Source organism: Mesorhizobium sp. B2-4-13 (genome assembly GCF_006658535.1).
Taxonomy (GTDB): Bacteria; Pseudomonadota; Alphaproteobacteria; order Rhizobiales; family Rhizobiaceae; genus Mesorhizobium; species Mesorhizobium australicum.
The window spans coordinates 241,967-265,815 of sequence record NZ_VFVB01000004.1; the positions used below are offsets into that span (position 1 = coordinate 241,967).

Genomic DNA, 23,849 nt, shown 5'->3' on the forward strand with positions numbered 1-23,849 from the left:
CGAATTGTACTGCATTGTCTCTGGTGGCGCCATAGCCGCGGGCCCCATAGAGGGGCGAAACAAACGGAGCCTGCGATGGACAAGACGGCGAGCGGCTGGGTGAGCGGATTTATCGGCGTGCTGATTTTCAGCGGTTCGTTGCCGGCGACGCGCGTGGCGGTGATGGATCTCGACCCGATATTCCTGACGTCGGCCCGCGCGGTTATTGCCGGCCTGCTCGGTCTCGCGCTGCTGCTTGTGTTCCGCGAGAAGCGCCCCGGGCGTCATGACTTGCTGTCGCTCGTCATCGTTGCGCTTGGCGTGGTCGTCGGCTTTCCCTTGCTGACGGCATTGGCGCTGAAGCATGTCACCTCGGCCCACTCCATCATCTTCGTCGGCCTGCTGCCGCTGGCGACCGCGATCTTCGGCGTGCTGCGCGGCGGTGAACGGCCCCGGCCGGCCTTCTGGCTGTTCTCATGCCTGGGCAGTGCGCTGGTGGCGGGCTTCGCGCTTGCGCAAGGCGTGACGGCTTCGCCGGTTGGCGATGGGCTGATGCTTGCGGCCATCGTCGCCTGCGGCCTTGGCTATGCCGAGGGTGCCGCGCTGTCGCGCAAGCTCGGGGGCTGGCAAGTGATCTGCTGGGCGCTGGTGCTGTCCCTGCCGGTCATGCTGGTGCTGACCTTTGCGACCCTGCCGCCATCCTTCGCCAGCGTAGGCTCCAATGCCTGGATTGGTCTTGGCTATGTCTCGCTGTTCAGCATGCTGATCGGCTTCGTGTTCTGGTATCGCGGCCTAGCGCAAGGCGGCATTGCGGCGGTGGGGCAGTTGCAGCTTCTGCAACCGTTCTTCGGGCTCGCACTGGCGGCGACGCTGCTGCATGAACAGGTCAGCCCGATGATGATCGTCGTCACGCTCGGCGTGGTGCTTTGCGTTTTCGGCGCGAAGAAGTTTGCCAAGCAGGATTTGCCGCGTCGTGCGGCTGCATAGCGATGCCGACCCTCACGAGAACTTCGTCACCACCCCAATGCCGATACCCTCGAATCCGCCCATCGCCATCAAGGCCGCTGGCGCTTCGTCGAGGCTGATCTTCTTGCCGACCAGCAGTTCGGGTTTGAGCTTGCCGTGGCGGATCATCTCCATCATCGCGGGGTAGCGATAGGCCTGCATGCCGTGACTGCCGAGGATTTCGAGTTCGAAGGCGATCACCTTGTCCATCGGCACCTGCGGGCGGGCGTGTTCGCCCAGCATCAAGCCGACCTGCACGTGACGGCCGCGCCGGCGCAGGTTGGCGATCGAGTTGAAGGACGTCGTCGGATGGCCGAGCGCGTCCATCGACATGTGAGCGCCACCATTGGTGATCTGCTTGACGGCCTTGACGACGTTCGGCGTCGTCGAAGCGTTGATGGTCGCCACGGCGCCGATCTGTTTGGCGAAGTCCAGCTTTTCCTCGGTGAGGTCGATGGCGATGACGTTGGCGCCCATCGAACTGGCGATCATGATTGCCGACAGGCCGACGCCGCCGCAGCCATGCACCGCCACCCATTCGCCGGGCTTTACCCGGCCCTGATCGACAATGGCGCGGAACGATGTGACGAAGCGGCAGCCGAGGCTGGCGGCGGTGGCGAATTCCATTTCGTCGGGCAGGCGCACGAGATTGGTGTCGGCGTGTTCGATAGCGACATATTCGGCGAATGAGCCCCAGGCGTTGAAGCCAGGCTGGGACTGGTGTTCGCAGACCTGGTGATTGCCTGATGTGCATTCGAAGCAGTGGCCGCAGCCGACGGCAAACGGCACGGTGACGCGTTCGCCCGCCTTCCAGCGGGTGACGTGCTTGCCGGCGGCAACCACGACGCCGGCCAGTTCGTGGCCCGGCACATGCGGCAGGCGGATATCGGCGTCATGGCCCATCCAGCCGTGCCAATCGCTGCGGCAAAGCCCGGTCGCCTCGACCTTGATGACGACGCCATCGGCCGCTGGCTTGGGATCTGGCACGGTCTGGATCGTCGGCGCTTCGCCGAATTTCTCGAAGACGACAGCTTTCATCGTTCACTCCACCCTTGAGACGGCACGCACTGTGGGAAACGATAGCCGATTCCCTGTTCGGTCAAGCGGAAATCGATTCCGCCGGGCTGGCCAGTCCGCGGACCCCGCGGTCAGCTGTTTTCCTGGCTGCGGAAATCGGCAAGCCGTGTGTCGCCGGGGGCAAGCAGGCGGCCGTCTTCTGCGTGCACTTCAAGGCGCCTTATCGGCCGGCCACTCTCCGTGTCGACCATGAAGGTGTAGGGCTCGCCCGGACCGGAGAAATAGGTCTCGCCCCATTGCCGCAAGGCGACCAGCACGTAAAACAGGCCGCGTCCTTTTTGCGTCAGCACATATTCACGATGCGCGCTGCCGTCGGGGGCCGGGACGGTTTCGAGGATGCCGTGCGTAACCAGATTTCGGAGCCGCGCCGACAGGATGTTCTTGGCAACGCCGAGGCTCTTTTGGAACTCGCCGAAGCGTCGCAACCCGTCGAACGCGTCGCGCACGATGAGCAGCGACCACCAGTCGCCGATCGCATCCAGCGGTCGCGCGATCAGGCAATCCGCACTCTGGTGGCTCGTTCGTTTCACCATGGCTTTCGTTGGTCCAGATTGTTCATTTTGGTTGCAAGATAAAACTGTTTTGTTTATCCCACAAGTGGTTTCAAATTGAAACCTTTTCTGGAGAGCCTCATGAATATACAGGTGGTGAACGGCGCGGCAGCGAAGGCGGCGCAGCCCGAAGAGCCGAGGCAAGTCACACCGGGATTGTCCGCAATGACCGCGCTGGTCTTCGCCATCGCCTGTGGCCTGAGCGTCGCCAATGTCTATTTCGCCCATCCGCTGCTCGACGCCATGGCGCATGATTTTGCCATTGCGCCGGCCTCGATCGGCATCGTGGTGACGGTCACGCAGGTCGGCTATGCGCTTGGCCTGTTCTTCATCGTGCCGCTGGGCGACCTGTTCGATCGCCGTAAGCTGATCGCCGGCCAGGCGATCCTTTCGGCCGTGGCGCTGATAGCCGTTGGACTTGCACCGAATGCGGCGATGCTGCTGGCGAGCCTCGCGGCGGTCGGGCTGCTTGCCGTGATGGTGCAGGTACTGGTTGCCTACGCGGCCGACCTCGCCGCGCCGTCGCAACGGGGGCGGGCGGTCGGCACCGTCACCAGCGGCGTCATAACAGGCATCCTGCTTGCCCGCTTCGTCGCCGGCCTCGTCGCCGATCTCGCCGGCTGGCGCTGGGTGTATCTTGTCTCGGCCGGACTTACACTTGTCATGGCGGTTGTTCTCCACACCATCCTGCCGCGCCATGAGGCAGAGCGGCCGCGCACATCCTACATCAGGCTGTTGGGCTCGATGGTGCTGCTATTCGTGCGGGAACCGCTGCTGCGCGTGCGCGCGGTGCTCGCCTTGCTGATCTTCGCCAGCTTCAACGTGCTGTGGGCACCGCTGGTGTTGCCGCTCAGCGCGGCGCCATTTTCACTGTCGCACACCGTGATCGGGCTGTTCGGCCTTGCCGGTGTCGCCGGCGCGCTGGGGGCCCGATGGACAGGCGGCCTTGTCGATCGCGCGCATGGTCAACTGGTCTCTGGTCTCAGCCTGCTTATGATGACGGCGGCCTGGCTGCCGATCGCCTTCATGGGCACGTCGCTATGGTTGCTTGTCGCCGGCATCGTCATGCTGGACCTGGCAATCCAGGCCGTCCACGTCACCAACCAGAGCCTGATTTTCACCCGCCGGCCGGATGCGCGCAGCCGGCTGGTCGGCGGCTACATGATCTTCTACTCGGTCGGCAGTGCGCTCGGCTCGATCGCTTCGACCATGGCCTATGCCGCGGCCGGCTGGAGCGGTGTCTCATTGCTCGGCGCCGGCATCGGCTTGATGGCGCTATTGTTCTGGGCGCTGACGCTGCGCGTTGGCCGGTGAGATCTTACTCGGCGTCGATCTGGTTTTGCGGCGCGGCTTTCTGGAAGGCGGGAAGCGCCATGCAGGCGGCGTTGATGCGAGCGATTGTCGGGTAGGGCGTCATGTCGACGCCAAAGCGGGCGTTGCTGGTGACTTGCGCGGCAAGGCAGATGTCGGCCAGCCCCGGCGCCTCGCCATGACAGAATGCGCCGGTTTCGGGCGACGCGGTGAGCAATTTTTCGAGCGGTCCAAATCCTTCATTGACCCAATGCCGGAACCAGTTGGCGACGTCCTGGTCGCCTGCGCCGAACAGGGTGCGCAGCGAAGTCAGCACGCGCAGATTGTTCACTGGGTGGATGTCGCAGGCGATCATCTGCGCCAGCATTCTCACTCGTGCCCGGCTCGGCGGATCCTTCGGCAATAGCGGGGGGTCAGGTATGGTCTCGTCGAGAAACTCAATAATCGCGAGCGATTGCGTCAGGAGCATGCCGTCACTCCAGATCAGTGCCGGCACCAGCCCCTGCGGATTGACCGCGAGATAGGCCGCCTCCAGATGCTCGCCATGGCGCAGATGATGCGGGATGTAGTCATAGCCGACCCCTTTCGTCTCCAGGGCAATCCGCACCCGGTGCGAGGTGGAGGAGCGGAAGTAGTTGTGCAAGACAATGTCGCTCATGCGTTACTTCCGCTGGCCGATGGTCAGTTCGATCGTGCCGATGCCGTCGACACCGCCTGATATCGTTTCACCCGGCTTGATCGCGCCGACACCGGCGGGCGTGCCGGTGAAGATCAGGTCGCCAGCCTGCAATTCCACGCCTTCGCTGCAGATCGAGACGATGTCCGATACCGGCCAGATCAGTTCGGCGAGGTCGGCATCCTGTTTCACCGCGCCGTCGACGGCGAGCCAGATGCGTCCCTTGGCCGGGTGCCCGGATTTCCGTGCGGCAACCAGCGGGCCGCAGGGCGCGGAACGGTCGAAGGCCTTTGACCAGTCCCAGGGCCGCGCCGCCTTCTTGGCGGCATCCTGGAGATCGCGGCGGGTGAGATCGATGCCGACGCCATAGCCCCAGACATGGTGCAGCGCTTTGTCGCGGGAAATGCGAAAGCCTGAGGTGCCGATCGCCACCACCAGTTCGATCTCGAAGTGGAGGTTTTCCGTCAGCGGCGGGTAGGGGATATCAGTGCCGGAATCGACCACCGCGTCGGCCGGCTTGGTGAAGAAGAAGGGCGGATCGCGATCGTCATTGCCGAACTCGCGCGCATGTGCCGCATAGTTGCGGCCGACGCAGAAAATGCGCCGCACGGCAAAGCGTTCGCCGGAACCCGCAATGGCGACGGAAGGCGTTGGCGGGGCGGGAAGGACAAAGGCGGTCATGGCGGTCTCTGCGTTTGGCGGGGAGTCGGCGGCACATTCGGCCGATTTCCAGGGGCGGGCAAGGCGTCGCTTTTGATAAAGCATGGGCTTCGCCTAGGCTGTATAAGGAATTCAGGCTTCCGATCATTTTTTTGCAGCGATGAAACCTGTTCGACGGCGATAGACTATTTGCCAATAATCCGGCCATGGTCAGGAGACTATGGTGTGCCCGGTAAACCGGAACGAGCCCTATGACAGCCCCTACCGATCGCGTCCGGTTCCTTATCATCGACGATCATCCGCTGTTTCGCGAGGCGCTGCACAGCGCCGTTCAAATGGCTTATCCCGAGGTCGACACAGTCGAAGCGCGCTCGATCGCCGAGGCGCTGGACTTGCTGGCCGACGCAAAGCCTTTCGACCTTGCGCTTCTGGACCTCAGCATGCCCGACGTGCACGGCTTCGAGGGGTTGTTGCAGCTCAGGACCCGCTATCCGCGCCTGCCAGTGGTGATCGTGTCGGGTTATGAGGAGCCTCGCATCATTTCCGAGGCCTTGTCCTACGGCGCTGCCGGCTTCATTCCGAAATCGGCGCGCAAGAGCGATCTCGCCGCCGCCATTCGCTCGGTGATGGACGGCGCGATCTATGTGCCTGAAACCTATGAGGGCCTGCCGCCGGGCGCGGACAGCACCGATCGCGCCGATATGGTGCAGCGGCTTTCCAAGCTGACGCCGCAGCAATTGCGCGTGCTGCAGATGCTGCGCCAGGGCCTGCTCAACAAGCAGATCGCCTACGAGCTGCAGGTCGGCGAGACCACGGTGAAGGCGCATGTGTCGGAGATCCTGCGCAAGCTCAATGTGTATAGCCGCACGCAAGCGGTGATCGAGGTGTCGAAGCTGGACAGCGCCGAGCTGTTCCGGGATCAGGTAGGGTTTTGAGCCAACCCTCCCGCTATGCCAGCAGATGCGCCAGCAGTGCCCTTAGCTGCGCCGGCTTCACCGGCTTGCGCATCAGTTCGATGCCGCCGGCCCGTGCTGCCTTGGCCACGGCTTCGGAGCTGTCGGCGGTGACGATCAGCGCCGGCACGGCGCGGCCGAGATAGTCGCGGACCTCCGATATGGTGGCGGTGCCGAGATCGCCGCCGTCGAGATGCTGGTCGGCAATGACGATGTCGGGCAGCCAGTCGGTGTCGCCAAGCATGTCCAGCGCATCGGCGGTGGAGGTCGCCGCGCGTACCAGGCACTGCCAGCGTTCGAGCAGGAAGGTCATGGCTTCCAGCACTTCGGCGTCGTTTTCGACCAGCAGCACCTTGGTGCCGAACAGGCCGTAGCCGCGCGGCCGCTCCATGCTGGCGGCGCTGGCGATGGCATCGGCCGGCGCGCCGAGGCCGACGGGGACATCGATGTGGAAGATGGTACCGCGGCCGACCCTGGATGAAAACGTGACGGGATGGCCGAGCGCGCCGGCCATGCGGCGCACGATGGCGAGCCCCAGCCCAAGACCGCCGCCGTCGAGTTCGGCGGTAGCCGGCAAGGTCCCGCGATGGAACTCCTCGAACACCGCTTCGCGCTGATCCTCGGGGATGCCGCAGCCCGTGTCGGCGACATCGATGCGGATGGTGTCGCCGCGATGGCGTGTGCCGACAAGGACGCCGCCCGAGCGCGTATAGCCCAGCGCGTTAGAAAGGATGTTCTGCAGGATGCGGCGCAGCAGCGTCCTGTCCGAGCGGACCACGGCATTGACCGGCCGGAATTTCAGCGACAGCGCCTTCAATTCCGCCACAGGCTGGAAATCCGAGCGCAGCGACGAGAACAGCGCCTCCAGGCTGACGTCGCCAATGTCGGGCTGAACCACGCCGGCGTCGAGCTTGGAGATGTCGAGCAAGGTGCGCAGCAGGTCTTCCATCGTTTCCAGCGAGCGCTCGACCTGCCGCACGAGCTTCTTTCCCTCTTCGCTGGTCTGCACCTCGGCAAGGGCTGAGACGGAGAGATGGGCGGCGTTCAGCGGCTGCAGCACGTCGTGGCTGGCCGCGGCCAGAAACCGTGTCTTGGACAGGTTCGCCTGTTCGGCGTTTTCCTTGGCGGCGCTGAGATCGATGTTCGACTGCTCCAGCCGCCGCAACGTCGAATGCAGTTCCTCGGTGCGCGTACGCACCCGGCTTTCCAACGAGATCGCCGTCTGGAACAGCGAAAAGGCATTGCCTTGCTGGTCCATCGAGCGCTCGACGCGGCTGACCAGGGCGGCGTTGATCTTCTTCAGCCTGTCGAGATCGTTTATGTTCCTGAGCGGCATGCTGTTGCGCCGCCCTATTCAGCCGCCTGGCGGTCGCCGAAAGCGATGCCGGTGAAAGTCTGGTTGAGGTGCATCGACCGGTATTGTTCGCCATAGGTGCCGAAGCCGATGACATTGTTGATCCGGTAGAGTTCCGAAATGTCACGAAAGACCTGGCGGTTGCGCGCATCCAGCCGGCGCAGCACGCAGTCGAAGCCAAGGATCATATCGATGCCGCCCAGCCTTTCCTCGACCTCGCGCAATGCCGCTCGTGTCGCGTCCACCATGTCCTTGGGCTGGGCGATCGACAGCACGACACCGTCGTCGATGGCGCAGAAGAACGACAGCGAGCCATCCGCGTGCATCTTCTGGATCGAGCGGCAGTAATATTCTCCGCCCACCTTCACCACCACTGGATGCGAGGCGAAGCTCAACGGTGTCAAGGTCTGTGGGAGGATCCCGACCGAAGCGGCATATTCCTCCGCCGCATTGGTGGCGTTGAATTCCCGCACGACGCGGTGATCCGGATCGGACGCGGTCACCACAAGCTTTTCGTCGGTGGGAACGAAATTGTCGGTCTTGAAGACGTGGAACGGAATTTCCGTGGCGACCAGCACGATGATGGCGCTGTCGGAGGTGACCCTGCCGTTCGAGATCAGACGCGTCGTCTCGAATTTCAAATCGTCGCCAGCCGAGCCGCCGAGGAGCGGTATGTCGTCGAGACCCCAGTGGATGGCCGAACTCACCGCTTCCTCGGCATAGGACAGCCCGTCGATGAAGCAGAGCGCGAAGGTGTTGCTGGTCTGCTCGCCGCCGAGCCGGGCGCGCAGCGTGCGCCGCAGGGCCTCGACTTCTTCGGTGATCCTGTCCATGCCCGATGTCGACAGATTGTCGATCATCGTGCTGACCGCCGTGAAGGACGCCGAGGGCAGCAGCATCGCCAGCATATGGCCTTCCTCGAGCCCCTGCGGCGTGATCTCGCCGGCGGTGGAACAGCCAGCATGGTGGAGACACGGCGCGTGGGCCGAGAGTGCCCGTGACAGGGCGCCGGCCTCGATCAGGCTCTGGGAAAAGAACACGAGGGCAAAGCCGGCATTGATGGCGGCGGCCTCGGCGGCTACCGCTCGTGCGAAGACATCCGGGTCGGGCTGGTCCGTGGTCAGCGCCGACAAGCCGCATGCGTAGCGCGTCCGTGAACTTGTCAGCGGCGGTCCTCCCGCATTTCCTCCGACGCCTTCTTGTGCGCGGCTTTTCAAGTGCTTCTGGCGCGCGGGCGACGAGGGCATTGTTGCCGCCAGAAGGCGTTTTGGCAATGGGGCCGGAGGAATGCACTTTGGTGCCCTGGCCATGACCGAAAGTACAATGATCCGCCTTTTCCGTCGTGCTGTTTTTTGTGCGTTGTGCGGTGTACGACTAGCACGTGGCCGAAGTGCCAGCGGCGCGTCGGCAGCGTAAGACCAAGGTTGACACCCAGGGAGGGGCTATGTCGGACGTTTCGTTGATGGTGAACGGCAAGCGGGTCGGCGGTGCCGTCGAGGATCGAACGCTGCTCGTCCATTTCCTGCGGGAGAACCTCGGCCTGACCGGCACTCATGTCGGTTGCGACACTTCGCAATGCGGCGCCTGCGTCGTCCATGTCGATGGCAAGGCGGTGAAGTCCTGCACCATGCTCGCGGTCCAGGCCTCGGGGTCGAGCGTGATTACGATCGAAGGCCTGGCCAGTGGCGCCGACTTGCATCCCGTCCAGGCAGCCTTCAAGGAACATCATGGTCTGCAATGCGGCTTTTGCACGCCGGGCATGATCATGGCCGCGACCGACATGATCAACCGCCACCCCGAAGGCCTCGACGAGGCCACGGTGCGGGCAGAACTCGAAGGCAATATCTGCCGCTGCACAGGTTACCACAACATCGTGAAAGCCATCCTCGCCGCATCGACGACGATGTCGAAGGGGGCCAAGGGCAAGGCGAAGCAAGCGGCATGAGGGAAAGAGGAGTGGAGTAGTCGATAGTCAGTAATCGGTCTGAACCGGCGGCTGTCCTCACTACTACTTCCTATTCACACTTCCTATTCACACTTCCTATTCACTTTTCGGGAGGAATCTCTGCATGGGTATCGAAGGTGTCGGCGCTCGGGTCGCGCGCAAGGAAGACAAAAGGTTCATCACCGGCGCCGGCCGCTATGTCGACGACATGGTGGTGCCCGGCATGAAGCATGCGGCCTTCGTGCGCAGCCCGCACGCCCATGCGCAGATCAAGAAGATCGACGTGAAAGCGGCTCAAGGCATGCCGGGCGTCATCGGCGTCTTGACCGGCAAGGAACTCAAGGCCGACGGCATCGGAAACCTCATCTGCGGCTGGATGATCCATTCCAAGGACGGCACGCCCATGAAGATGGGCGCATGGTCGCCGCTGGCAGTCGACAAGGTCCGTTATGTCGGCGATGCGGTCGTGGTGGTGGTGGCGGAAACCAAGGGCCAGGCACGCGATGCGGCCGAGGCGGTCGAGATCACCTACAAGGAATTGAAGGCGGTCGTCGATGCGACAAAGGCACTCGAAAAGGGCGCCCCGCAGGTCCATGCCGAAGCCGAGAACAACCTGATCTTCGACTGGGAGATCGGCGATGCCAAAGCCACGGACGCCGCCATCAAGGCGGCTGCGCATGTTACGCGCATGAAGATCGTCAACAACCGGCTGGTGCCGAACGCCATGGAGCCGCGCGCCGCACTTGGCCATTACGACAAGGCCGAGGATCATTATACCTGCTGGACGACATCGCAAAACCCGCATGTCGCGCGGCTGGTGATGAGCGCCTTCTACAATGTCGCGCCCGAAAACAAGCTGCGCGTGATCGCGCCGGATGTCGGCGGCGGCTTTGGTTCCAAGATCTATATCTACCCGGAAGAGATCGTCTGCCTGTGGGCCTCGAAGAAGACCGGAGTGCCGGTCAAATGGGTCGCCGATCGCACCGAGAGCTTCCTCACCGACGCGCATGGCCGCGACCACGTCTCGACGGTGGAAATGGCATTCGACAAGAACAACAGGATTACCGGCTTCAAGGTCGATACGATCGCCAATCTCGGCGCCTACATGTCGCTGTTCTCTTCCTGCGTGCCAACCTATCTCTACGCAACGCTGCTGTCGGGCCAATATGACATCCCGGCCATCCACGCCAATGTGCGCACTGTCTATACCAACACGGCACCCGTCGATGCCTATCGCGGGGCAGGGCGGCCGGAAGCCACTTATCTTCTGGAACGCACCATGGAAGCGGCGGCACGCGAGCTCGGCGTCTCGCCGGCAGACCTTAGGCGCAAGAATTTCATTACCACGTTTCCGCACCAGACACCGGTGATCATGAACTATGACGCCGGGGACTATGGCGCTTCGCTCGATGCGGCGATGAAGACCGCCGACTATACCGGCTTTGCCATGCGCAAGGCGGATTCGGTCAGGAATGGCAAGCTGCGCGGCATCGGCATGAGCTGCTACATCGAGGCCTGCGGCATCGCGCCGTCGGCGGCGGTCGGCTCGCTCGGCGCCGGCGTCGGCCTGTGGGAATCGGCTGAGGTAAGGGTCAACGCCGTCGGCACGATCGAGGTGCTGACCGGCTCGCACAGCCATGGGCAGGGGCACGAGACGACCTTCGCGCAACTGGTCAACCAGCGTTTCGGGGTGCCAATCGATTCGGTGTCGATCGTGCACGGTGACACCGACAAGGTGCAGATGGGCATGGGCACCTACGGCTCGCGCTCGGGCGCGGTCGGAATGTCGGCGATTGCCAAGGCGCTCGACAAGGTCGAGGCCAAGGCCAAGAAGATCGCCGCCCACCTGCTCGAAGCCGACGAGGGCGACATCGTCATCGAGAACGGCGAGGTCAAGGTCGCCGGCACCGACAAGAGCCTGCCGTGGTTCCAGGTGGCTTTGGCCGCCTATACCGCGCACAATTTGCCGGCCGGCATGGAGCCAGGCCTGAAGGAAACGGCGTTCTACGATCCCGCGAACTTCACCTTCCCGGCGGGCTGCTATATCTGCGAGGTCGAGATCGATCCGGAAACCGGAACGACCGAGATCGTCCAGTTCGTGGCTGCGGACGATTTCGGCAACATCATCAATCCGATGATCGTCGAAGGCCAGGTGCATGGCGGCATCGCCCAGGGCATCGGCCAGGCGCTGCTGGAAGGCGCTCACTACGACGCCAGCGGGCAACTGCTGACGGCAAGCTACATGGACTACACCATGCCACGTGCCGGCGACCTGCCGTCGTTCAAGGTCTCGACGTCGAACACGCCATGTCCGAGCAACCCGCTCGGGATCAAGGGCTGCGGCGAGGCCGGTGCCATCGGCTCACCGCCGGCAGTGATCAATGCCATCACCGACGCCATCGGCATCGTCGATATCGCCATGCCGGCCACACCGTCCACCGTGTGGGCCGCGATCCGCGCCGCGAAATGAGTGACTGGGAAAGTAGTGAGTAGCGAGTAGGGCAGCGTGCCATCTCCGGCGGCGGCCATTCCCTGCTCCCTACTGACTACTCACTGCTGACTAACCACTTAGGGGGAGGATCCCATGTACGCAGTCAACTATCACCGTGCCGCCTCGGTCACTGAAGCCGCCAAGCTCGTGAAGAGCGGCGACGCCAAGCTGCTTTCCGGCGGCATGACCTTGATCCCCGCCATGAAGACGCGGCTGGCGGCGCCGTCCGATCTGGTCGACCTGTCCCGCATCAAGGAACTGCAGGGGGTCAAGGTGTCGGGCAAGACGGTCACGATCGGCGCTGCCACCACGCATTTCGACGTCGCCAATGACGAGAAGCTGCGCAAGGCCTGCCCGGCACTTGCCCAGCTGGCGTCGCTGATCGGCGATCCGGCGGTACGCCACAAGGGCACGATCGGCGGTTCGATCGCCAATAACGATCCGGCGGCGGACTATCCGGCCGCACTTCTGGCGCTCGGCGCCACCATCATCACCAACAAGCGCGAGATGTCAGCCGACAAGTTCTTCAAGGGGCTGTTCGAAACCTCCTTGAAGGACGGCGAGATCGTCACGGCGGTCTCCTTTACGGCACCGGCGAAGGCTGCGTACGAAAAATTCCGCAATCCGGCCTCGCGCTACGCGATCGTCGGCGTGTTCGTGGCCAAGGGCAAGGACGGCGTCAGTGTTGCCGTCACCGGCGCCGGCGACGACGGCGTCTTCCGCTCGAAGGAGATCGAGGCAGCACTTGCCAAGAGCTTCGATGCCGCTTCGCTCAATGGTGTGAAAGTTCCGGCGAAGAACCTGATGAGCGACATTCACGCTTCATCAGACTACCGTGCCAATCTGATCACAGTCATGGCCAAGCGCGCGGTGGCGGCAGCCAACGCCTGACGCAAGATCGATTACGGACGGGGGAACGGGCTGTCACGGCCCCGTTTTTCACTCCCGGCGACTGTCGTTGCCCAGTTCCCGGCCGCCGCGTCTCCACTCTTGCTTGAAGCAATTCCGGCCCATGCTGCGGGGGACATGCATCGGCGGCAATCTCGCACTTGCACAAACTTATATTGCGCTGCAGTATAGATCAGGGCGGGAATGCGAGCCGGGTTCGGGAATAGCCGTGCCTTTCGCATTACAATGCGAAGGGATCGGCATGTCCGAAATTTCCGCGACCCATCTGGCTCCGCCCCGAGCGATCGTCGAGCGACCGGCCAGGACAAGACTGGCCTATCTCGATGGCTGGCGCGGTCTGTCGATCGCGCTCGTGCTGATCGGGCATTTTTTTCCCGTTCCCGGGATCAATCTGGGCGTGCTGGGCGTCGAATTCTTCTTCGTGCTGAGCGGCCGGCTGATGGCCGAAATCCTGTTCATCGAACGCTATCCGCTGAAGAAATTTTTCAAACGCCGGTTCTCGCGCATCTATCCGGCGCTTCTGGTCTTTGTCATCGTCGCCATGATCGCGCTCTCAGGCACGTTCATCGCCTTCAAATGGAAGGCGGCCCTGACGGCGCTGACCTTCACCTACAACTATGCCGGAATTCTCCTGAATCGGGCTGGCGCACTCGACCACATCTGGTCGCTCTGCATCGAAGAGCATGCCTATATCATCCTGGCGGCGATCAGCGCAGTGATTGCCAGCCGCAGCCGTGTCATCCCGCTGCTGCTGGTCCTGGCTCTGCTGGCCATGGTCAATGGCGCGGTTTCCTACTGGTTCCTGCACCTGGATTATGAAGCCACGTACTGGCGCACCGACGTGCACATCGCCTCGATCCTGCTGTCGGCCGCGATCTGCCTGCTCAAAGCGGACGGCAAGCTGCCGACCTTGCTGAAGGGGCCTTATGTCGCCGTTGCGGCGGCCGTCGGCGCGGTTTGCCTGTTCATGGACTCGGTACCGACACCGATCCACTACCTGGCCGCGGTGCCATTGCTGGCGATTGCCGTCAACGCGCTGGATTTCAGCACGCGGTTCTTGTCCGGATGGCTGTCGTCCCTGCCGATGACGACGCTGGGTCTATGGTCATATTCGCTCTATCTGTGGCAGCAGCCCTTCTACAAATTCGTCTACGAGCAGGGCAGCAATCCATGGCCGATGCTGGCCGGGGTTTTTGCCTGCGCGCTCTGCAGCTACTACCTGATCGAGCGCCCAGCACGCGAATGGCTCAACCGCAATTGGTGAGCCGCCCGATTGTTTTGATGGTGGCCAGACGATAGCCGTACGACCGCGAGGTCCCTTTTCGTCAGATAGCGCTTAGCTGTTTTCCGGGGTGGCGCAACGTCCAGGTGAGTCGGCGGGTGCCACCCGATCAGGTGGCGATCTGCCTGACGTAATAGCGCACCGCTTTCTTGCCGCCATGGATCACCGCGTCGCCGACTTCGACGAAGCCGAGTGCGGCGTGGAAGGCATCCGAGGCGGGGTTGGGCGGGTCGGTGTTGACCTCGCAGGTGACCAGCGCGTGACCGGCGCTCCGTGCATGGTCGAACAGGTTCCGATAGAGCCGGCGAGCATGGCCGCGGCCTCTTGCGTGCGCCGCCACGACGACGCGGTCGACATAGATGAAGCTGATGTAACGCTCGCGAAACCAGACGAAGTTCGGGCTGTCGTAGTTGGCATTCTGGTCGAAGGTCATCATGAAGGCTTCGAGATCGCCGATGCGGCGCGCGTAAAAGGCCTCGGCGAGCAGGAACGACAGCCGTTCGGCTTCAAGCCACGACAATTCGGCGGCGTGCTCGTTGTTGAGCGCCAGTATTGCCGCTTCGTCGGCCTGCGCAATGCGGTCAATGGGCGAGGTCATGCCTTGGCCGCCGCGATTGTCGCCGCCACCAGCGCTGTATCGGTCAGCGTGTTGCGATATTCGCGGTCGAGATCGGAGCCGCCCATGCCGACCTTCGGATTGCGGTAGCGCATGGCGCTCGACACGTCCTTGAGGGCGGCGAAGTGCATTTCGGCCAGGCCAGTCCTTGCGCGCACCTCGGCGATATTGCCGAGATCGAGCCCGCCGCAACCGAGGATGATGATGCGCTCGCCGGCCAGCCGGACCAGCTCTTGCAGCAATGCCAGGCCTTCGATCGCCGTGTCGCGCTGGCCGCTGGTCAGCACGCGGCCAACCCTGCAGCGGATCAGCGCTTCCAGGGCTTCGGCCGGATCGCGAGTCATATCGAAGGCGCGGTGGCAGGTGACGTTCAAGGGGCCCGCCACCTCTGTCAATTCGCGCATGCGCTGCTCGTCGATGGCGCCGTCGGCGTTCAGGCAGCCGAACACCACGCCGGGCACGCCGAGTTCGCGAAGCGCGGCGACGTCGGCAAGCATCGAGCGGTATTCGGTCTCGCTGTAGAGAAAATCCCCGCCGCGCGGCCGCACCATGACATGAAAGGGCACGGTCGCCTGGTCGAGAGCGGCGCGCACGGTGCCGAGGCTCGGCGTGGTGCCGCCTTCGACAAGGCTGGCGCAGAGTTCGATCCGGTCGGCGCCGGCGGCCTGCGCGGCGAGCAGGCCATCAATGCCTTCGACACAGATTTCTATAAGCGGCGGGCGAATTTTTGGGGTCAAGGGGCGATCCAATCCATGGTGTTGCGCAAGCCCTAGCACCCGGGCGCCTGGCGCGGAAGCGTGAACGCTACGCCGCCACTTGGACCAGACGGCAGATTCCATTCTTGACAGTCACATAACTGCAGGGTTATGGGTTATACATAGCTGATGGGTTATGATTTTGCGCGGGGCACCACGACAGCAACGAGAGGAGCAAGGCATGACGGAAACCAAATCGATCGTCGTCGAAAGGCTGATTCCATATTCGGCGGAAAAGATATGGCGCGCACTGACCCTGCCGGTACTCGTCGGCGAATGGCTCATGCAGAATGATTTCGCTGCCCAAGAGGGGCATCGCTTCACATTCCGTGCGACACCAGTTCCCGGATGGTCCGGGGTGACGAACTGTGTGGTGCTAAAAGTCGAGGCGCCGCGGCTGCTGGCTTATAGCTGGGGCGATGGGACGGAATCGGACAGTGGGTTGAAAACCGTGGTGACGTGGTCACTGAAACCTGAGGGGACGGCGACCCGGGTGCGAATGGAGCAGTCGGGATTCCGGCCCGCCGACGAGCGTGGCTATATCGGCATGGGAAGTGGCTGGCCGCGCATTCTCGAACGGCTCGAACAGGTTACCTCAAACCAGGCCTGACACCCGGCAGGCAGCTAACAGTTTCATCAAGTTCGAAACCCTGGATGCGAGGCGTCCGGGCCGGGAAAACACGCCCGGAGAACAGTTCAAAAGGAAAAGACACATGCAAGCGAGAATCAAGAACCCGGTGATGCTCATCCCAGGCGCCCTGCAGGCGTTTCTGGCGCTGGACAAGTCGACCGAGGCAGCGGACCTGCCCTATGTGACACGCAAGCTCGTGCATCTGCGCGCCAGTCAGATCAACAGCTGCAGCGTCTGCGTCGACATGCACGCGCGCGAGCTCAAGAAAGCCGGCGAGAAGGAAGAGCGCATCTTTGCCCTCGCTGCCTGGAGGGAAACGCCTTATTTCACCGACGCCGAACGCGCGGCATTGGCGCTGGCAGAAGCCGGCACAAGGCTCGCCGACCGACCGGACGCGGTGCCGGACGATATCGGGGAGGAGGCGGCCCGGCATTATGACGAGAAGGCCCTTGCCGGACTGGTCATCCAGATCGCCCTGATCAACGCCTTCAATAGGCTGAACGCGACGACCCGGCAGCCGGTTGGCGCCTGGGGCTGAGCGCCGGGTTCACATGGGGGGCTGGGTCCACGAGGCGAGGGGCGGGCGGCGCATTGCCTTCCCGCCCCGCCGGGAGCACCTATGCAACCTGGTGGCTACTGTCGCAATTCGGTATTCTTGGCGCCTTCCTCGACCTGATCGATCACCAGGAGCTTGACCGGCCCGTCGCCAATGTTGGTGGCCTGGTGCCACTGCCCGATCATTTCGATGATGAAATCGCCAGTCTTGTAGGTGTTGCTGTTGCCGGTTTCGACATTCGTGACCTTCAGCGTTCCGGCCTGGACATAGGCGTAGCGCGGGAAGGGATGGCGATGGACCGGCAAGGTCGCGCCGGGCGCGATGTCATAGGTCGAGACCAGCACCTGCACGTTCTTCCGCGGCAGCGTGATCGGCTGCCCGGATGCAGTGGTGGTACGTGATGCGAGTGGCGTCACGACGACCGGGGTTCCGCTGCTGTCCAGTGCATGAGCGCCGGTCGCGAACGATGCTGCCGTGAGCAGCAATGCTGATGCCAGGATTTTCCGCATGATGTCCTCCCTTGACCGACGCATCTATCGCGCGGCGGCGGCAGCGTGCAAGGCCGCTCGTGACCAGAGGCCGAACCTGGCGTGCATTTGCACGGGCAGTTGATCCACCACCCGGGCCATGTTCCTCACCCGCTTCCAACCGGAAGGCTGTCCTGCAAGGTCTGATGCATGCCCGGTCATGAACGGCCATGGTGCTGCTTCAAAAAAATTTCGGGCGACCTCTTGAACAAAAAAATCATGATTCCCAGATCGTTTTCCGTCGAGGCTTCGGCTCGACATACTGCGTCGCGGCGACGCTGCGGCGACCCGTAAACCATGTTGCTTCACGGAGGATATGGCTATGAGAAGCTTTGATTATTCGCCTCTTTACCGCACCACGGTCGGCTTCGACCGGCTCTTCGACATGCTCGAAAACAGCGTGCGCTCCGACTGGCCGCCCTACAACATCGAGAAGAATGGCGACAACGACTATCGTATCACGATGGCCGTCGCCGGCTTCGGTCTCGACGAAGTGGAACTTGTGCAGAACGGCCCTGAATTGTCCGTCATCGGACAGAGAAAGCCCGATCAGCAACATCGGGAGATCCTCCACCGGGGCCTGGCGATAGGTAACTTCAAGCAGGTGTTCAAACTTGCAGACCACGTCAAGGTCAAGGCGGCCAATATTCATAATGGCCTGCTGTCGGTGGACCTGGTCCGCGAAGTGCCCGAGGAACTCAAGCCCCGGCGCATCGAGATCGGTTCCAACGCCGCAGCGGTTCCGCTTCAGGATGGCGGCAACAAGCAGTCCATAGATGTGGATGCCGAGCCGCAACGCAAGGTGGCCTGATACAGGAAACCTCAGTCTGTGGTCCGCCTCCCGGCTCGGCCGGGAGGCACAGATCGCGGAGAACGGAGATGAGATCCCAAGCTTACAGTTTTCATGAATCCAAACCGACGGATTACGCAGCGGAATTCGCTGCGCTGCGTACGCCCGAGGACGTCCTGAACGAGAACATGACGATCGGCGAGAAGAGGGCTCTGCTCGCCTTCTGGGCCTCGGACGCCCATGCGGTTCCTGACAATCCAACCCTGCGTCAATTGGACAACGGTGCGATGGCGCAGGTCAGCGAGATTCTTCGTGCGCTCCACACCCTGGACGAGATTGCGCGCAAGCCGCCGGCCAGAGCGCCGTTTGATCGCGGTCCATCCTCGAACCGGCATCGCAACAAAACCAGGCGCAGCTGGCTGCGATACCCCTGGCGAGATGACGATGACGATGATCCGCCGCCGGTTCCGGCATACGCCGGAGTCCCACCCAGATGCGGGGATGGCGGCATGTTCGCGGAGCCTGAGCATGCCGTCGCGTAAAAAGCTGAAGCAAACCAACTCGCTCGACCGAATGGAGGACTATATGAGCGACAGGACGTTCGATCGACCGGTGCTGGTCAAGGATGGCCAGTTCATCCAAGAAATAGGAAGCCTTGAGGATGCGTTCGATTTCCTGGATGAGTGGCCGCGGGAGCGTCGAGGCCCGATTTTCGAAACGGCGTTCCGGGCTTGCCAGCGTGCTTACGATGGCCAGATACCACTGTCGGTCGCGCGCGATGCCGTCGCTGGGTTCGCGAGATCCGTCAAGATGCTGCAGGAGCCGCTTGCTCCGCTGCCCTGGATGAGCGGCACCAAATCTGGCCGCGGTGGGGTGGCCGCCTAGCTGCGACAACGGCAGCGGCACTGCCTAGAGGTGTCGCTGCCCGCAGTCCCATACGGGTTAGCAGGACGGGTCACAGCCACGGCAAACCCCACTATGTCGCGTGGTGCCGACGATGGCAGGCAGAGAGGTCTTTTGAGAAATTGGCTCCCCGGGCCGGATTCGAACCAGCGACCAACCGGTTAACAGCCGGTTGCTCTACCACTGAGCTACCGGGGAACGGAGGCTCTTTGAGCAAGTGGCGCAGCCTATAGCAAACCCGTTTCGGCTTTGCAAAGAAGCATTTCGCATTTTTCCGAGACTTTTTCGCTCAGGCGTTTCTCGCAATCGGCCTTGCCCACCCTCATATTAGCCGTCTTGGCGACGAGCGCGGAACCGAAAGGGCGGTCGCGGCTTTCGTAAAATGAAATTGTCGAGCCCTAACACAGGCAGTTCTTCACGATGACGGCAGCGGACGAAAACCCGATACCCGCAAGAAAGATCTCGGTGTTCGGGCGTGAATTCACCATGCCGCAGTCGCGCGGCCTCAGAATCACGATCGGCGTGCTATTGACCCTTGGCGGCATCCTCGGGTTCTTGCCGATCCTCGGCTTCTGGATGGTGCCGCTCGGATTGCTGGTGCTCTCCTACGAAATTGCCATGGTGCGCCGCCACCGGCGCCGCCTGGTCGTCTGGTGGGAGCGGCGACGCCGGCCGAATTGAGCGGCCGATACCGATGCATGTCGCATGGCGATCGCCTTCGACGAGAATCAATCGTCGCGCTGTTTTTCCGTGTCGGTGCCGGATTCCTCCGAATCCGGTTGCTGGCCTGCTTTCAGATCTTCGCTGATCTCCTTCAGGACGGCTGAAGCCGAGGCCAGGCGCGCCCGGTCGCGGGGTGAAAGCCTGCCGGTGCCTTCTATTCTCAGGCAGTCGATGGCATAGCGCACCAATTCCTCGCATCCCAGTAGCGGCACGCTTTCGGTTTCGTCCTTCGGTTTGGCCAGGGCCATGATGCAGTCCTCCCTGTGTCTCAACGCAAGCCGGTGCGCGGAGTTTCGCTCGATCATTTGCCATGCTTAACGGATTGCCAATGTGAGTGGGCGGCTCTGACGGCGATCAACAGGGCGCGGAGCCGGCGCAAGGAAACCGTTTTGGAATGCGCGTGGCCGCTTGACGGCATTTTCGCCGCAACCTATTGGAACCGGGTGGAACGCCGGGAGCAATGAGGCCTCGTGGCGGAGTGGTTACGCAGAGGACTGCAAATCCTTGCACCCCGGTTCGATTCCGGGCGAGGCCTCCAATACCCGGGCTCCAGCGCGTCAGCGCCGGAGCCTGAAGTTCCGGTCGAAATGAACCGCGATTCTGGCGCGGCAAGCAGATTGGTTGGAGCATGAGCGCTGATTTTTCCGAACTTCGCGTCAAGATGGTCGATGGTCAGGTTCGCACCACCGACGTGACCAGCGCGCCGCTGCTCGACGCGATGCTTTCCGTGCCGCGCGAGGTCTTCGTCGGCGATCGCCAGCGCGATCTGGCCTATATCGACGAGGACATCCGCATCGCCGACAGCGCCGATGGCCCGCGTTACCTGATGGAAGCTTCGCCACTGGCCAAGCTGATGCAACTGGCCGAGATCAACCCGACCGACTCGGCGCTCGATGTCGGTTGCGGCACCGGTTATGCCTCGGCCATCCTGTCGCGCCTGGCGAGATCCGTCGTGGCCCTCGAAAGCGATTCGGCACTGGCGCAAACCGCCGCGTCGACCCTGTCCGGGCTTGGCTGCGGCAATGTGACCGTGGTTCAGGGCGCCCTGGCGCAAGGCCATGCCGCGAAGGCGCCTTACGAGGTCATCTTCATCGGCGGCAGTGTCAGTAAAGTGCCGTCGGCGCTGCTCGACCAGCTCGCCGAAGGCGGCCGCCTGGTGGCGGTCGAGGGCCAGGGCAATTCAGGCGTGGCGCGACTTTTTGTCAAAGCCGGGGGGGTTGTAACCGGGAGAAGGGCGTTTAATGCGGCAATTAAGCCACTACCCGGGTTCGAACGTGAGCATGCTTTCGAATTCTGAATGATTTGCCTTGCAGCAAAGACCTTGTCATGGTCGCTTGCATTTGAACGATCGTTGCTGATCCCAGACTGGGGGCACTTTGGGCTGAGCGACAGGGAACATAAACACGCCACGCCGCCTGCTCTGGAAGGAGAAGCCGGCGCGGCGCGGTTCCCATGGAAAACGAATGAGGGATACACCGTGCCGTCAGTACGTAAGTCACTTTTCACCGCCGTCCTTGTTTCGGCGACCGCGCTATCCCCACTGGCTGCTTCGGCTGAAACCATCACCGGCGCGCTTTCAAAAGCCTATCAGTACAATTCCACGCTGAATGCATCGCGCGCCGGCGTGCGTGTCACCGACGAGAGTGTGGCCATCGCCAAGTCGGGCTGGCGCCCGACGGTTACCGGTTCAGCCAACATTGATTATACGAACACGCGCCGGGCAAATGGCGGCGGCAGTTCGAAACTGACAAGCGGCAGCTACGGCATTCAGATCAATCAATCGCTGTTCGACGGGTTTCAGACGAGGAACAATGTCGCGGCCGCCGAATCCCAGGTCAAAGCGTCGGTAGAAAGCCTGCGCAATACCGAGGAAAACACGCTGTTCAACGCGGCCATGGCCTATATGGACGTGATTCGCGACCGGCAGATCGCGGTGCTGACCGAGCAGAACCTGCAGTTCCTGAGCGAGCAGGCGCGCGCCGCGCGCTCGCGCTTCGAAGTCGGCGAAGGCACGCGCACCGATGTCGCGCAGGCCGATGCCTCACGAGCTTCCGCGGTGGCATCGCTGAGCGCGGCCCGCGCACAGGCGCTGGCCAGCGCTGCGACCTATCACCAGGTCGTCGGTGACGAGCCTGGCAAGCTCAGGCCCGCTTCGCCATTGGGCCGGTTGCTGCCGTCGAGCCTCGACGCGGCGATCGCCGTCGGCTCGGCCGAACACCCGGCCATCCTTGCCACCCAGCATCTGGTCGACGCCGCAGCGTTTTCAGTCAAATCGGCTGAAGGCGCGCTGTTGCCGCAGCTGTCGGCTTCGGCCGGCGTTTCGGAAGATTACCGCAAGTCCATTCCCGACATCACCGGTTCCAACGGCAATTCGACCTCGGCCAATATCGGCGCGACGCTGACCATTCCAATCTACTCCGGCGGCCGGACGTCGGCGGTCGTGCGGCAGAACAAGGAATCGCTGGGGCAAGCACGCATCCAGGTCGACGTTACCCGCGACCAGGTGCGCCAGGCCATCGCCACGGCATGGTCGCAATACACCGCCGCGCAGCAAAGCGTATCCGCCAACAGGCAGGTTATCGACGCCGCACAATTGGCGCTGAACGGCGTCATCGAGGAACGCAATGTCGGCCAGCGCACGACGCTTGACGTGCTGAATGCGCAGGCCACCGTGATTACCGCCAAGATCAACCAGGCCAATTCCGAACACGACGTTGTCGTGGCGAGCTATGCCATCCTTCAGGCGATTGGCCGCCTGTCTGTCGACCGGCTTGCGCTGCAGGTGACGAAGTATAGGCCCGAAGAGCACTACAATGCCGTCAAGGACAAGTGGATCGGCCTGCGTACGCCGGACGGCCGCTAGGCCGTTCGCTCGATCGGCGTTTTCTGGCTAGGATTCGATCGACACCGTTGGACCATCGTTCTCCCTTGGCCGGTGGCTGACGGGACCGTCACACGGCTTTGGCGGATTTGCTCTAATCTGTTGAAATCCCACATGTCCCCAGATTGGGGATTCTCGTGCGGCGATCCGTCGGTTACGCTGTCGCCATGATTCGAATCCGGCTTTTGCCGGAGCGGAAAATCTGCAACGGGTCACAAGGGCGGCGGATGTGACGATGGCAACGGCAAGCAGCGCACAGCGCGAACCTTCCATGGAAGAGATACTGGCTTCCATCAGGAGGATCATCGAAGACAGCGACAATGGCCGCAAGCAGCACGGCGAGGCCGACGAATTGCAGCAGGACCTGGAGCCGGCACCGAGCGCTGTCGCGGCCGCCGACATCGATGCGTTCCGCGCCGAACTGCATGCCGCTCCCGAGGTCAGGGGGCCGGTCACTGTGGCCGAAAAAATCCAGGCGCAGCCGGCGATTGCGCGCATGGACGCGCCGCCGCGTGCCGATCCGGTTCCGGGCAGGACGCCGATGACCCTGGCCGAGGTCAGCGCCCGGGTTGCCGCCGAGCCTGCCGCCGACGCGCCAGCGGCTCCCGCGGAGGTTGCGACAAGTGAAGCCATCGTCGCCGATTGGCGGCGCGAGATCGCGGCGGTTGGCGAGCAAGCCAAGGCGATGCCGGACCGTAGCGTCCGCAAGCCAGCGGCACAGCCGGAGGTTTCGGCAAGCAAACCAGTGGCGGCGGAACCTACGATCGACCCGGCTCCTTCAAGCGATGCTCCAACGGGTACGGGTGAGGCGCGCGCGGCGGCGCACGAAACGCCCGCGGTGCGTCCCGCGATTCTATCCGAACATACCGGCCGCCAGGTCGCGGCCGCCTTCGGCGAACTGTCCGACGCCTTTGCCAGCCGCAGCAAGAAGACATTCGACGAGATGGCCGAAGAAATGCTGCGGCCGATGCTGCAGGATTGGCTGGACAACAATCTGCCGACGCTGGTCGAAAGGCTGGTGCGAGAAGAGATCGAGCGCGTGGCACGCGGAGCGCAATAACGTCCAGGCTTGCATCCCGAAGAAAGGCCGCCGCCGAGGCGGCGTTTCTCGTGGTGGCGAGGTCAACCGCCGGTCACCGAACTGGTGAAGGCGATCAACTTGCCGTCGGAGTCGCTGAAAATGAAGGTGCGCGAGCCCCGGGGCTCGGTCCAGCGATCGATTGGCGTCAAGACGCCCACGGCCCGTCCGTTGAAATGAATAGGCCGACGCCTAT

The 23,849-nt window shown here is 62.9% G+C and carries 26 protein-coding genes and 2 tRNA genes; 17 read left to right on the top strand and 11 right to left on the bottom strand.

The window, feature by feature from the left end; translation table 11 throughout:
* The first annotated feature begins 75 nt into the window (after positions 1–75).
* Entirely contained in the window at positions 76–966 is an 891-nt protein-coding gene (locus FJ936_RS13085) for a DMT family transporter (RefSeq protein ID WP_140616032.1), read from the top strand.
* 12 nt (positions 967–978) lie between these two features.
* Here FJ936_RS13085 and FJ936_RS13090 read toward each other — a convergent pair whose 3' ends face one another.
* Together FJ936_RS13090 and FJ936_RS13095 are read right to left on the bottom strand one after the other, a co-directional pair.
* On the bottom strand, positions 979–2,022 hold the full coding sequence (locus tag FJ936_RS13090) for a zinc-dependent alcohol dehydrogenase family protein (RefSeq protein WP_140661093.1): 1,044 nt from the start codon (positions 2,020–2,022) through the stop codon (positions 979–981).
* A gap of 110 nt (positions 2,023–2,132) precedes the next feature.
* Complete coding sequence (locus FJ936_RS13095; protein WP_140792288.1) at positions 2,133–2,594, bottom strand: helix-turn-helix domain-containing protein; 462 nt, start codon at positions 2,592–2,594, stop codon at positions 2,133–2,135.
* A 99-nt stretch (positions 2,595–2,693) separates the two neighbouring features.
* On the opposite strand from FJ936_RS13095, the gene FJ936_RS13100 reads away from it, so the two are divergent.
* Entirely contained in the window at positions 2,694–3,926 is a 1,233-nt protein-coding gene (locus FJ936_RS13100) for an MFS transporter (RefSeq protein WP_140792290.1), read from the top strand.
* A 4-nt stretch (positions 3,927–3,930) separates the two neighbouring features.
* On the opposite strand, the gene maiA is transcribed toward FJ936_RS13100, so the two are convergent.
* Together maiA and FJ936_RS13110 are read right to left on the bottom strand one after the other, a co-directional pair.
* Positions 3,931–4,581, bottom strand: a complete 651-nt coding sequence (gene maiA, locus FJ936_RS13105) for a maleylacetoacetate isomerase (RefSeq protein WP_140792292.1) — start codon at positions 4,579–4,581, stop codon at positions 3,931–3,933.
* 3 nt (positions 4,582–4,584) lie between these two features.
* On the bottom strand, positions 4,585–5,280 hold the full coding sequence (locus tag FJ936_RS13110; RefSeq protein ID WP_140792294.1) for a fumarylacetoacetate hydrolase family protein: 696 nt from the start codon (positions 5,278–5,280) through the stop codon (positions 4,585–4,587).
* A 230-nt stretch (positions 5,281–5,510) separates the two neighbouring features.
* Between FJ936_RS13110 and FJ936_RS13115 the strand changes: the two genes are divergently transcribed.
* Positions 5,511–6,194, top strand: a complete 684-nt coding sequence (locus FJ936_RS13115) for a response regulator transcription factor (RefSeq protein WP_015317499.1) — start codon at positions 5,511–5,513, stop codon at positions 6,192–6,194.
* Between the two features lie 13 nt (positions 6,195–6,207).
* Here the strand turns inward: FJ936_RS13115 and FJ936_RS13120 are convergent, their stop codons facing one another.
* A complete protein-coding gene (locus FJ936_RS13120) occupies positions 6,208–7,548 on the bottom strand; it encodes a hybrid sensor histidine kinase/response regulator (RefSeq protein WP_140714914.1) in 1,341 nt (446 codons plus the stop codon).
* Positions 7,549–7,562: 14 nt separating this feature from the next.
* Positions 7,563–8,699: an FIST signal transduction protein gene (locus tag FJ936_RS13125; protein ID WP_041163431.1), complete on the bottom strand. Its 1,137-nt coding sequence runs from the start codon at positions 8,697–8,699 to the stop codon at positions 7,563–7,565.
* Between the two features lie 311 nt (positions 8,700–9,010).
* On the opposite strand from FJ936_RS13125, the gene FJ936_RS13130 reads away from it, so the two are divergent.
* From FJ936_RS13130 to FJ936_RS13145, 4 genes are all read left to right on the top strand, one after another.
* Positions 9,011–9,511 (top strand): (2Fe-2S)-binding protein, encoded by a 501-nt coding sequence (locus FJ936_RS13130; RefSeq protein ID WP_140661098.1) that lies wholly within the window; start codon positions 9,011–9,013, stop codon positions 9,509–9,511.
* Positions 9,512–9,635: 124 nt separating this feature from the next.
* Positions 9,636–11,981: a xanthine dehydrogenase family protein molybdopterin-binding subunit gene (locus FJ936_RS13135; RefSeq protein WP_140714916.1), complete on the top strand. Its 2,346-nt coding sequence runs from the start codon at positions 9,636–9,638 to the stop codon at positions 11,979–11,981.
* A gap of 114 nt (positions 11,982–12,095) precedes the next feature.
* Positions 12,096–12,893, top strand: a complete 798-nt coding sequence (locus tag FJ936_RS13140) for a xanthine dehydrogenase family protein subunit M (protein WP_140792296.1) — start codon at positions 12,096–12,098, stop codon at positions 12,891–12,893.
* A 259-nt stretch (positions 12,894–13,152) separates the two neighbouring features.
* Positions 13,153–14,175 (top strand): acyltransferase, encoded by a 1,023-nt coding sequence (locus tag FJ936_RS13145; RefSeq protein WP_140616040.1) that lies wholly within the window; start codon positions 13,153–13,155, stop codon positions 14,173–14,175.
* A gap of 127 nt (positions 14,176–14,302) precedes the next feature.
* Here the strand turns inward: FJ936_RS13145 and FJ936_RS13150 are convergent, their stop codons facing one another.
* Both FJ936_RS13150 and FJ936_RS13155 read right to left on the bottom strand, forming a co-directional pair.
* Positions 14,303–14,791 carry a GNAT family N-acetyltransferase gene (locus FJ936_RS13150; protein WP_141906640.1) on the bottom strand — a complete coding sequence of 163 codons (489 nt, stop codon included), beginning with the start codon at positions 14,789–14,791 and terminating at the stop codon, positions 14,303–14,305.
* Positions 14,788–15,546, bottom strand: a complete 759-nt coding sequence (locus FJ936_RS13155) for a copper homeostasis protein CutC (protein ID WP_181171436.1) — start codon at positions 15,544–15,546, stop codon at positions 14,788–14,790. Before FJ936_RS13155 ends, FJ936_RS13150 begins: the two co-directional genes overlap by 4 nt.
* A gap of 199 nt (positions 15,547–15,745) precedes the next feature.
* Between FJ936_RS13155 and FJ936_RS13160 the strand changes: the two genes are divergently transcribed.
* Together FJ936_RS13160 and FJ936_RS13165 are read left to right on the top strand one after the other, a co-directional pair.
* Entirely contained in the window at positions 15,746–16,174 is a 429-nt protein-coding gene (locus FJ936_RS13160) for an SRPBCC domain-containing protein (protein WP_140792302.1), read from the top strand.
* A 103-nt stretch (positions 16,175–16,277) separates the two neighbouring features.
* Positions 16,278–16,733, top strand: coding sequence for a carboxymuconolactone decarboxylase family protein (locus FJ936_RS13165; RefSeq protein WP_141906641.1), 456 nt, complete (start codon positions 16,278–16,280; stop codon positions 16,731–16,733).
* A 95-nt stretch (positions 16,734–16,828) separates the two neighbouring features.
* On the opposite strand, the gene FJ936_RS13170 is transcribed toward FJ936_RS13165, so the two are convergent.
* Entirely contained in the window at positions 16,829–17,260 is a 432-nt protein-coding gene (locus tag FJ936_RS13170; protein WP_140714930.1) for a cupin domain-containing protein, read from the bottom strand.
* A 340-nt stretch (positions 17,261–17,600) separates the two neighbouring features.
* On the opposite strand from FJ936_RS13170, the gene FJ936_RS13175 reads away from it, so the two are divergent.
* From FJ936_RS13175 to FJ936_RS13185, 3 genes are all read left to right on the top strand, one after another.
* Positions 17,601–18,089, top strand: coding sequence for an Hsp20 family protein (locus tag FJ936_RS13175; RefSeq protein WP_140616045.1), 489 nt, complete (start codon positions 17,601–17,603; stop codon positions 18,087–18,089).
* A 68-nt stretch (positions 18,090–18,157) separates the two neighbouring features.
* Complete coding sequence (locus FJ936_RS13180) at positions 18,158–18,610, top strand: hypothetical protein (RefSeq protein ID WP_140791251.1); 453 nt, start codon at positions 18,158–18,160, stop codon at positions 18,608–18,610.
* A 43-nt stretch (positions 18,611–18,653) separates the two neighbouring features.
* The gene (locus FJ936_RS13185; RefSeq protein ID WP_023791605.1) at positions 18,654–18,953 is read left to right on the top strand and encodes a DUF982 domain-containing protein; all 300 of its coding nucleotides are present in this window, start codon (positions 18,654–18,656) and stop codon (positions 18,951–18,953) included.
* A 141-nt stretch (positions 18,954–19,094) separates the two neighbouring features.
* Here FJ936_RS13185 and FJ936_RS13190 read toward each other — a convergent pair.
* Positions 19,095–19,169 (bottom strand) — tRNA-Asn (locus FJ936_RS13190).
* Positions 19,170–19,391: 222 nt separating this feature from the next.
* Between FJ936_RS13190 and FJ936_RS13195 the strand changes: the two genes are divergently transcribed.
* The gene (locus tag FJ936_RS13195; RefSeq protein ID WP_015317514.1) at positions 19,392–19,652 is read left to right on the top strand and encodes a hypothetical protein; all 261 of its coding nucleotides are present in this window, start codon (positions 19,392–19,394) and stop codon (positions 19,650–19,652) included.
* A gap of 47 nt (positions 19,653–19,699) precedes the next feature.
* On the opposite strand, the gene FJ936_RS13200 is transcribed toward FJ936_RS13195, so the two are convergent.
* Positions 19,700–19,942: a hypothetical protein gene (locus FJ936_RS13200; protein WP_140791249.1), complete on the bottom strand. Its 243-nt coding sequence runs from the start codon at positions 19,940–19,942 to the stop codon at positions 19,700–19,702.
* A gap of 216 nt (positions 19,943–20,158) precedes the next feature.
* Between FJ936_RS13200 and FJ936_RS13205 the strand changes: the two genes are divergently transcribed.
* The 4 genes from FJ936_RS13205 (at position 20,159) to FJ936_RS13220 (ending at position 23,635) form a co-directional block, all read left to right on the top strand.
* Positions 20,159–20,232: transfer RNA gene (locus FJ936_RS13205), tRNA-Cys, on the top strand.
* A gap of 90 nt (positions 20,233–20,322) precedes the next feature.
* A complete protein-coding gene (locus FJ936_RS13210; RefSeq protein WP_015317516.1) occupies positions 20,323–20,991 on the top strand; it encodes a protein-L-isoaspartate O-methyltransferase in 669 nt (222 codons plus the stop codon).
* 180 nt (positions 20,992–21,171) lie between these two features.
* Entirely contained in the window at positions 21,172–22,557 is a 1,386-nt protein-coding gene (locus FJ936_RS13215; RefSeq protein WP_015317517.1) for a TolC family outer membrane protein, read from the top strand.
* A gap of 253 nt (positions 22,558–22,810) precedes the next feature.
* Positions 22,811–23,635, top strand: a complete 825-nt coding sequence (locus FJ936_RS13220) for a PopZ family protein (protein ID WP_140791078.1) — start codon at positions 22,811–22,813, stop codon at positions 23,633–23,635.
* Positions 23,636–23,849: the final 214 nt, after the last annotated feature.

What these genes read in the sequence shown, in the direction of transcription:
- FJ936_RS13130 (WP_140661098.1), top strand. Translation starts at nt 9,011, where the DNA reads ATGTCGGACGTTTCGTTGATGGTGAACGGCAAGCGGGTCGGCGGTGCC.
- FJ936_RS13210 (WP_015317516.1), top strand. Translation starts at nt 20,323, where the DNA reads ATGAGCGCTGATTTTTCCGAACTTCGCGTCAAGATGGTCGATGGTCAG.
- FJ936_RS13175 (WP_140616045.1), top strand. Translation starts at nt 17,601, where the DNA reads ATGAGAAGCTTTGATTATTCGCCTCTTTACCGCACCACGGTCGGCTTC.
- FJ936_RS13160 (WP_140792302.1), top strand. Translation starts at nt 15,746, where the DNA reads ATGACGGAAACCAAATCGATCGTCGTCGAAAGGCTGATTCCATATTCG.
- maiA (WP_140792292.1), bottom strand. Translation starts at nt 4,581, where the DNA reads ATGAGCGACATTGTCTTGCACAACTACTTCCGCTCCTCCACCTCGCAC.
- FJ936_RS13145 (WP_140616040.1), top strand. Translation starts at nt 13,153, where the DNA reads ATGTCCGAAATTTCCGCGACCCATCTGGCTCCGCCCCGAGCGATCGTC.
- FJ936_RS13090 (WP_140661093.1), bottom strand. Translation starts at nt 2,022, where the DNA reads ATGAAAGCTGTCGTCTTCGAGAAATTCGGCGAAGCGCCGACGATCCAG.
- FJ936_RS13220 (WP_140791078.1), top strand. Translation starts at nt 22,811, where the DNA reads ATGGCAACGGCAAGCAGCGCACAGCGCGAACCTTCCATGGAAGAGATA.
- FJ936_RS13100 (WP_140792290.1), top strand. Translation starts at nt 2,694, where the DNA reads ATGAATATACAGGTGGTGAACGGCGCGGCAGCGAAGGCGGCGCAGCCC.
- FJ936_RS13120 (WP_140714914.1), bottom strand. Translation starts at nt 7,548, where the DNA reads ATGCCGCTCAGGAACATAAACGATCTCGACAGGCTGAAGAAGATCAAC.
- FJ936_RS13165 (WP_141906641.1), top strand. Translation starts at nt 16,278, where the DNA reads ATGCAAGCGAGAATCAAGAACCCGGTGATGCTCATCCCAGGCGCCCTG.
- FJ936_RS13115 (WP_015317499.1), top strand. Translation starts at nt 5,511, where the DNA reads ATGACAGCCCCTACCGATCGCGTCCGGTTCCTTATCATCGACGATCAT.
- FJ936_RS13095 (WP_140792288.1), bottom strand. Translation starts at nt 2,594, where the DNA reads ATGGTGAAACGAACGAGCCACCAGAGTGCGGATTGCCTGATCGCGCGA.
- FJ936_RS13085 (WP_140616032.1), top strand. Translation starts at nt 76, where the DNA reads ATGGACAAGACGGCGAGCGGCTGGGTGAGCGGATTTATCGGCGTGCTG.
- FJ936_RS13150 (WP_141906640.1), bottom strand. Translation starts at nt 14,791, where the DNA reads ATGACCTCGCCCATTGACCGCATTGCGCAGGCCGACGAAGCGGCAATA.
- FJ936_RS13185 (WP_023791605.1), top strand. Translation starts at nt 18,654, where the DNA reads ATGAGCGACAGGACGTTCGATCGACCGGTGCTGGTCAAGGATGGCCAG.
- FJ936_RS13170 (WP_140714930.1), bottom strand. Translation starts at nt 17,260, where the DNA reads ATGCGGAAAATCCTGGCATCAGCATTGCTGCTCACGGCAGCATCGTTC.
- FJ936_RS13180 (WP_140791251.1), top strand. Translation starts at nt 18,158, where the DNA reads ATGAGATCCCAAGCTTACAGTTTTCATGAATCCAAACCGACGGATTAC.
- FJ936_RS13140 (WP_140792296.1), top strand. Translation starts at nt 12,096, where the DNA reads ATGTACGCAGTCAACTATCACCGTGCCGCCTCGGTCACTGAAGCCGCC.
- FJ936_RS13200 (WP_140791249.1), bottom strand. Translation starts at nt 19,942, where the DNA reads ATGGCCCTGGCCAAACCGAAGGACGAAACCGAAAGCGTGCCGCTACTG.
- FJ936_RS13135 (WP_140714916.1), top strand. Translation starts at nt 9,636, where the DNA reads ATGGGTATCGAAGGTGTCGGCGCTCGGGTCGCGCGCAAGGAAGACAAA.
- FJ936_RS13110 (WP_140792294.1), bottom strand. Translation starts at nt 5,280, where the DNA reads ATGACCGCCTTTGTCCTTCCCGCCCCGCCAACGCCTTCCGTCGCCATT.
- FJ936_RS13195 (WP_015317514.1), top strand. Translation starts at nt 19,392, where the DNA reads ATGACGGCAGCGGACGAAAACCCGATACCCGCAAGAAAGATCTCGGTG.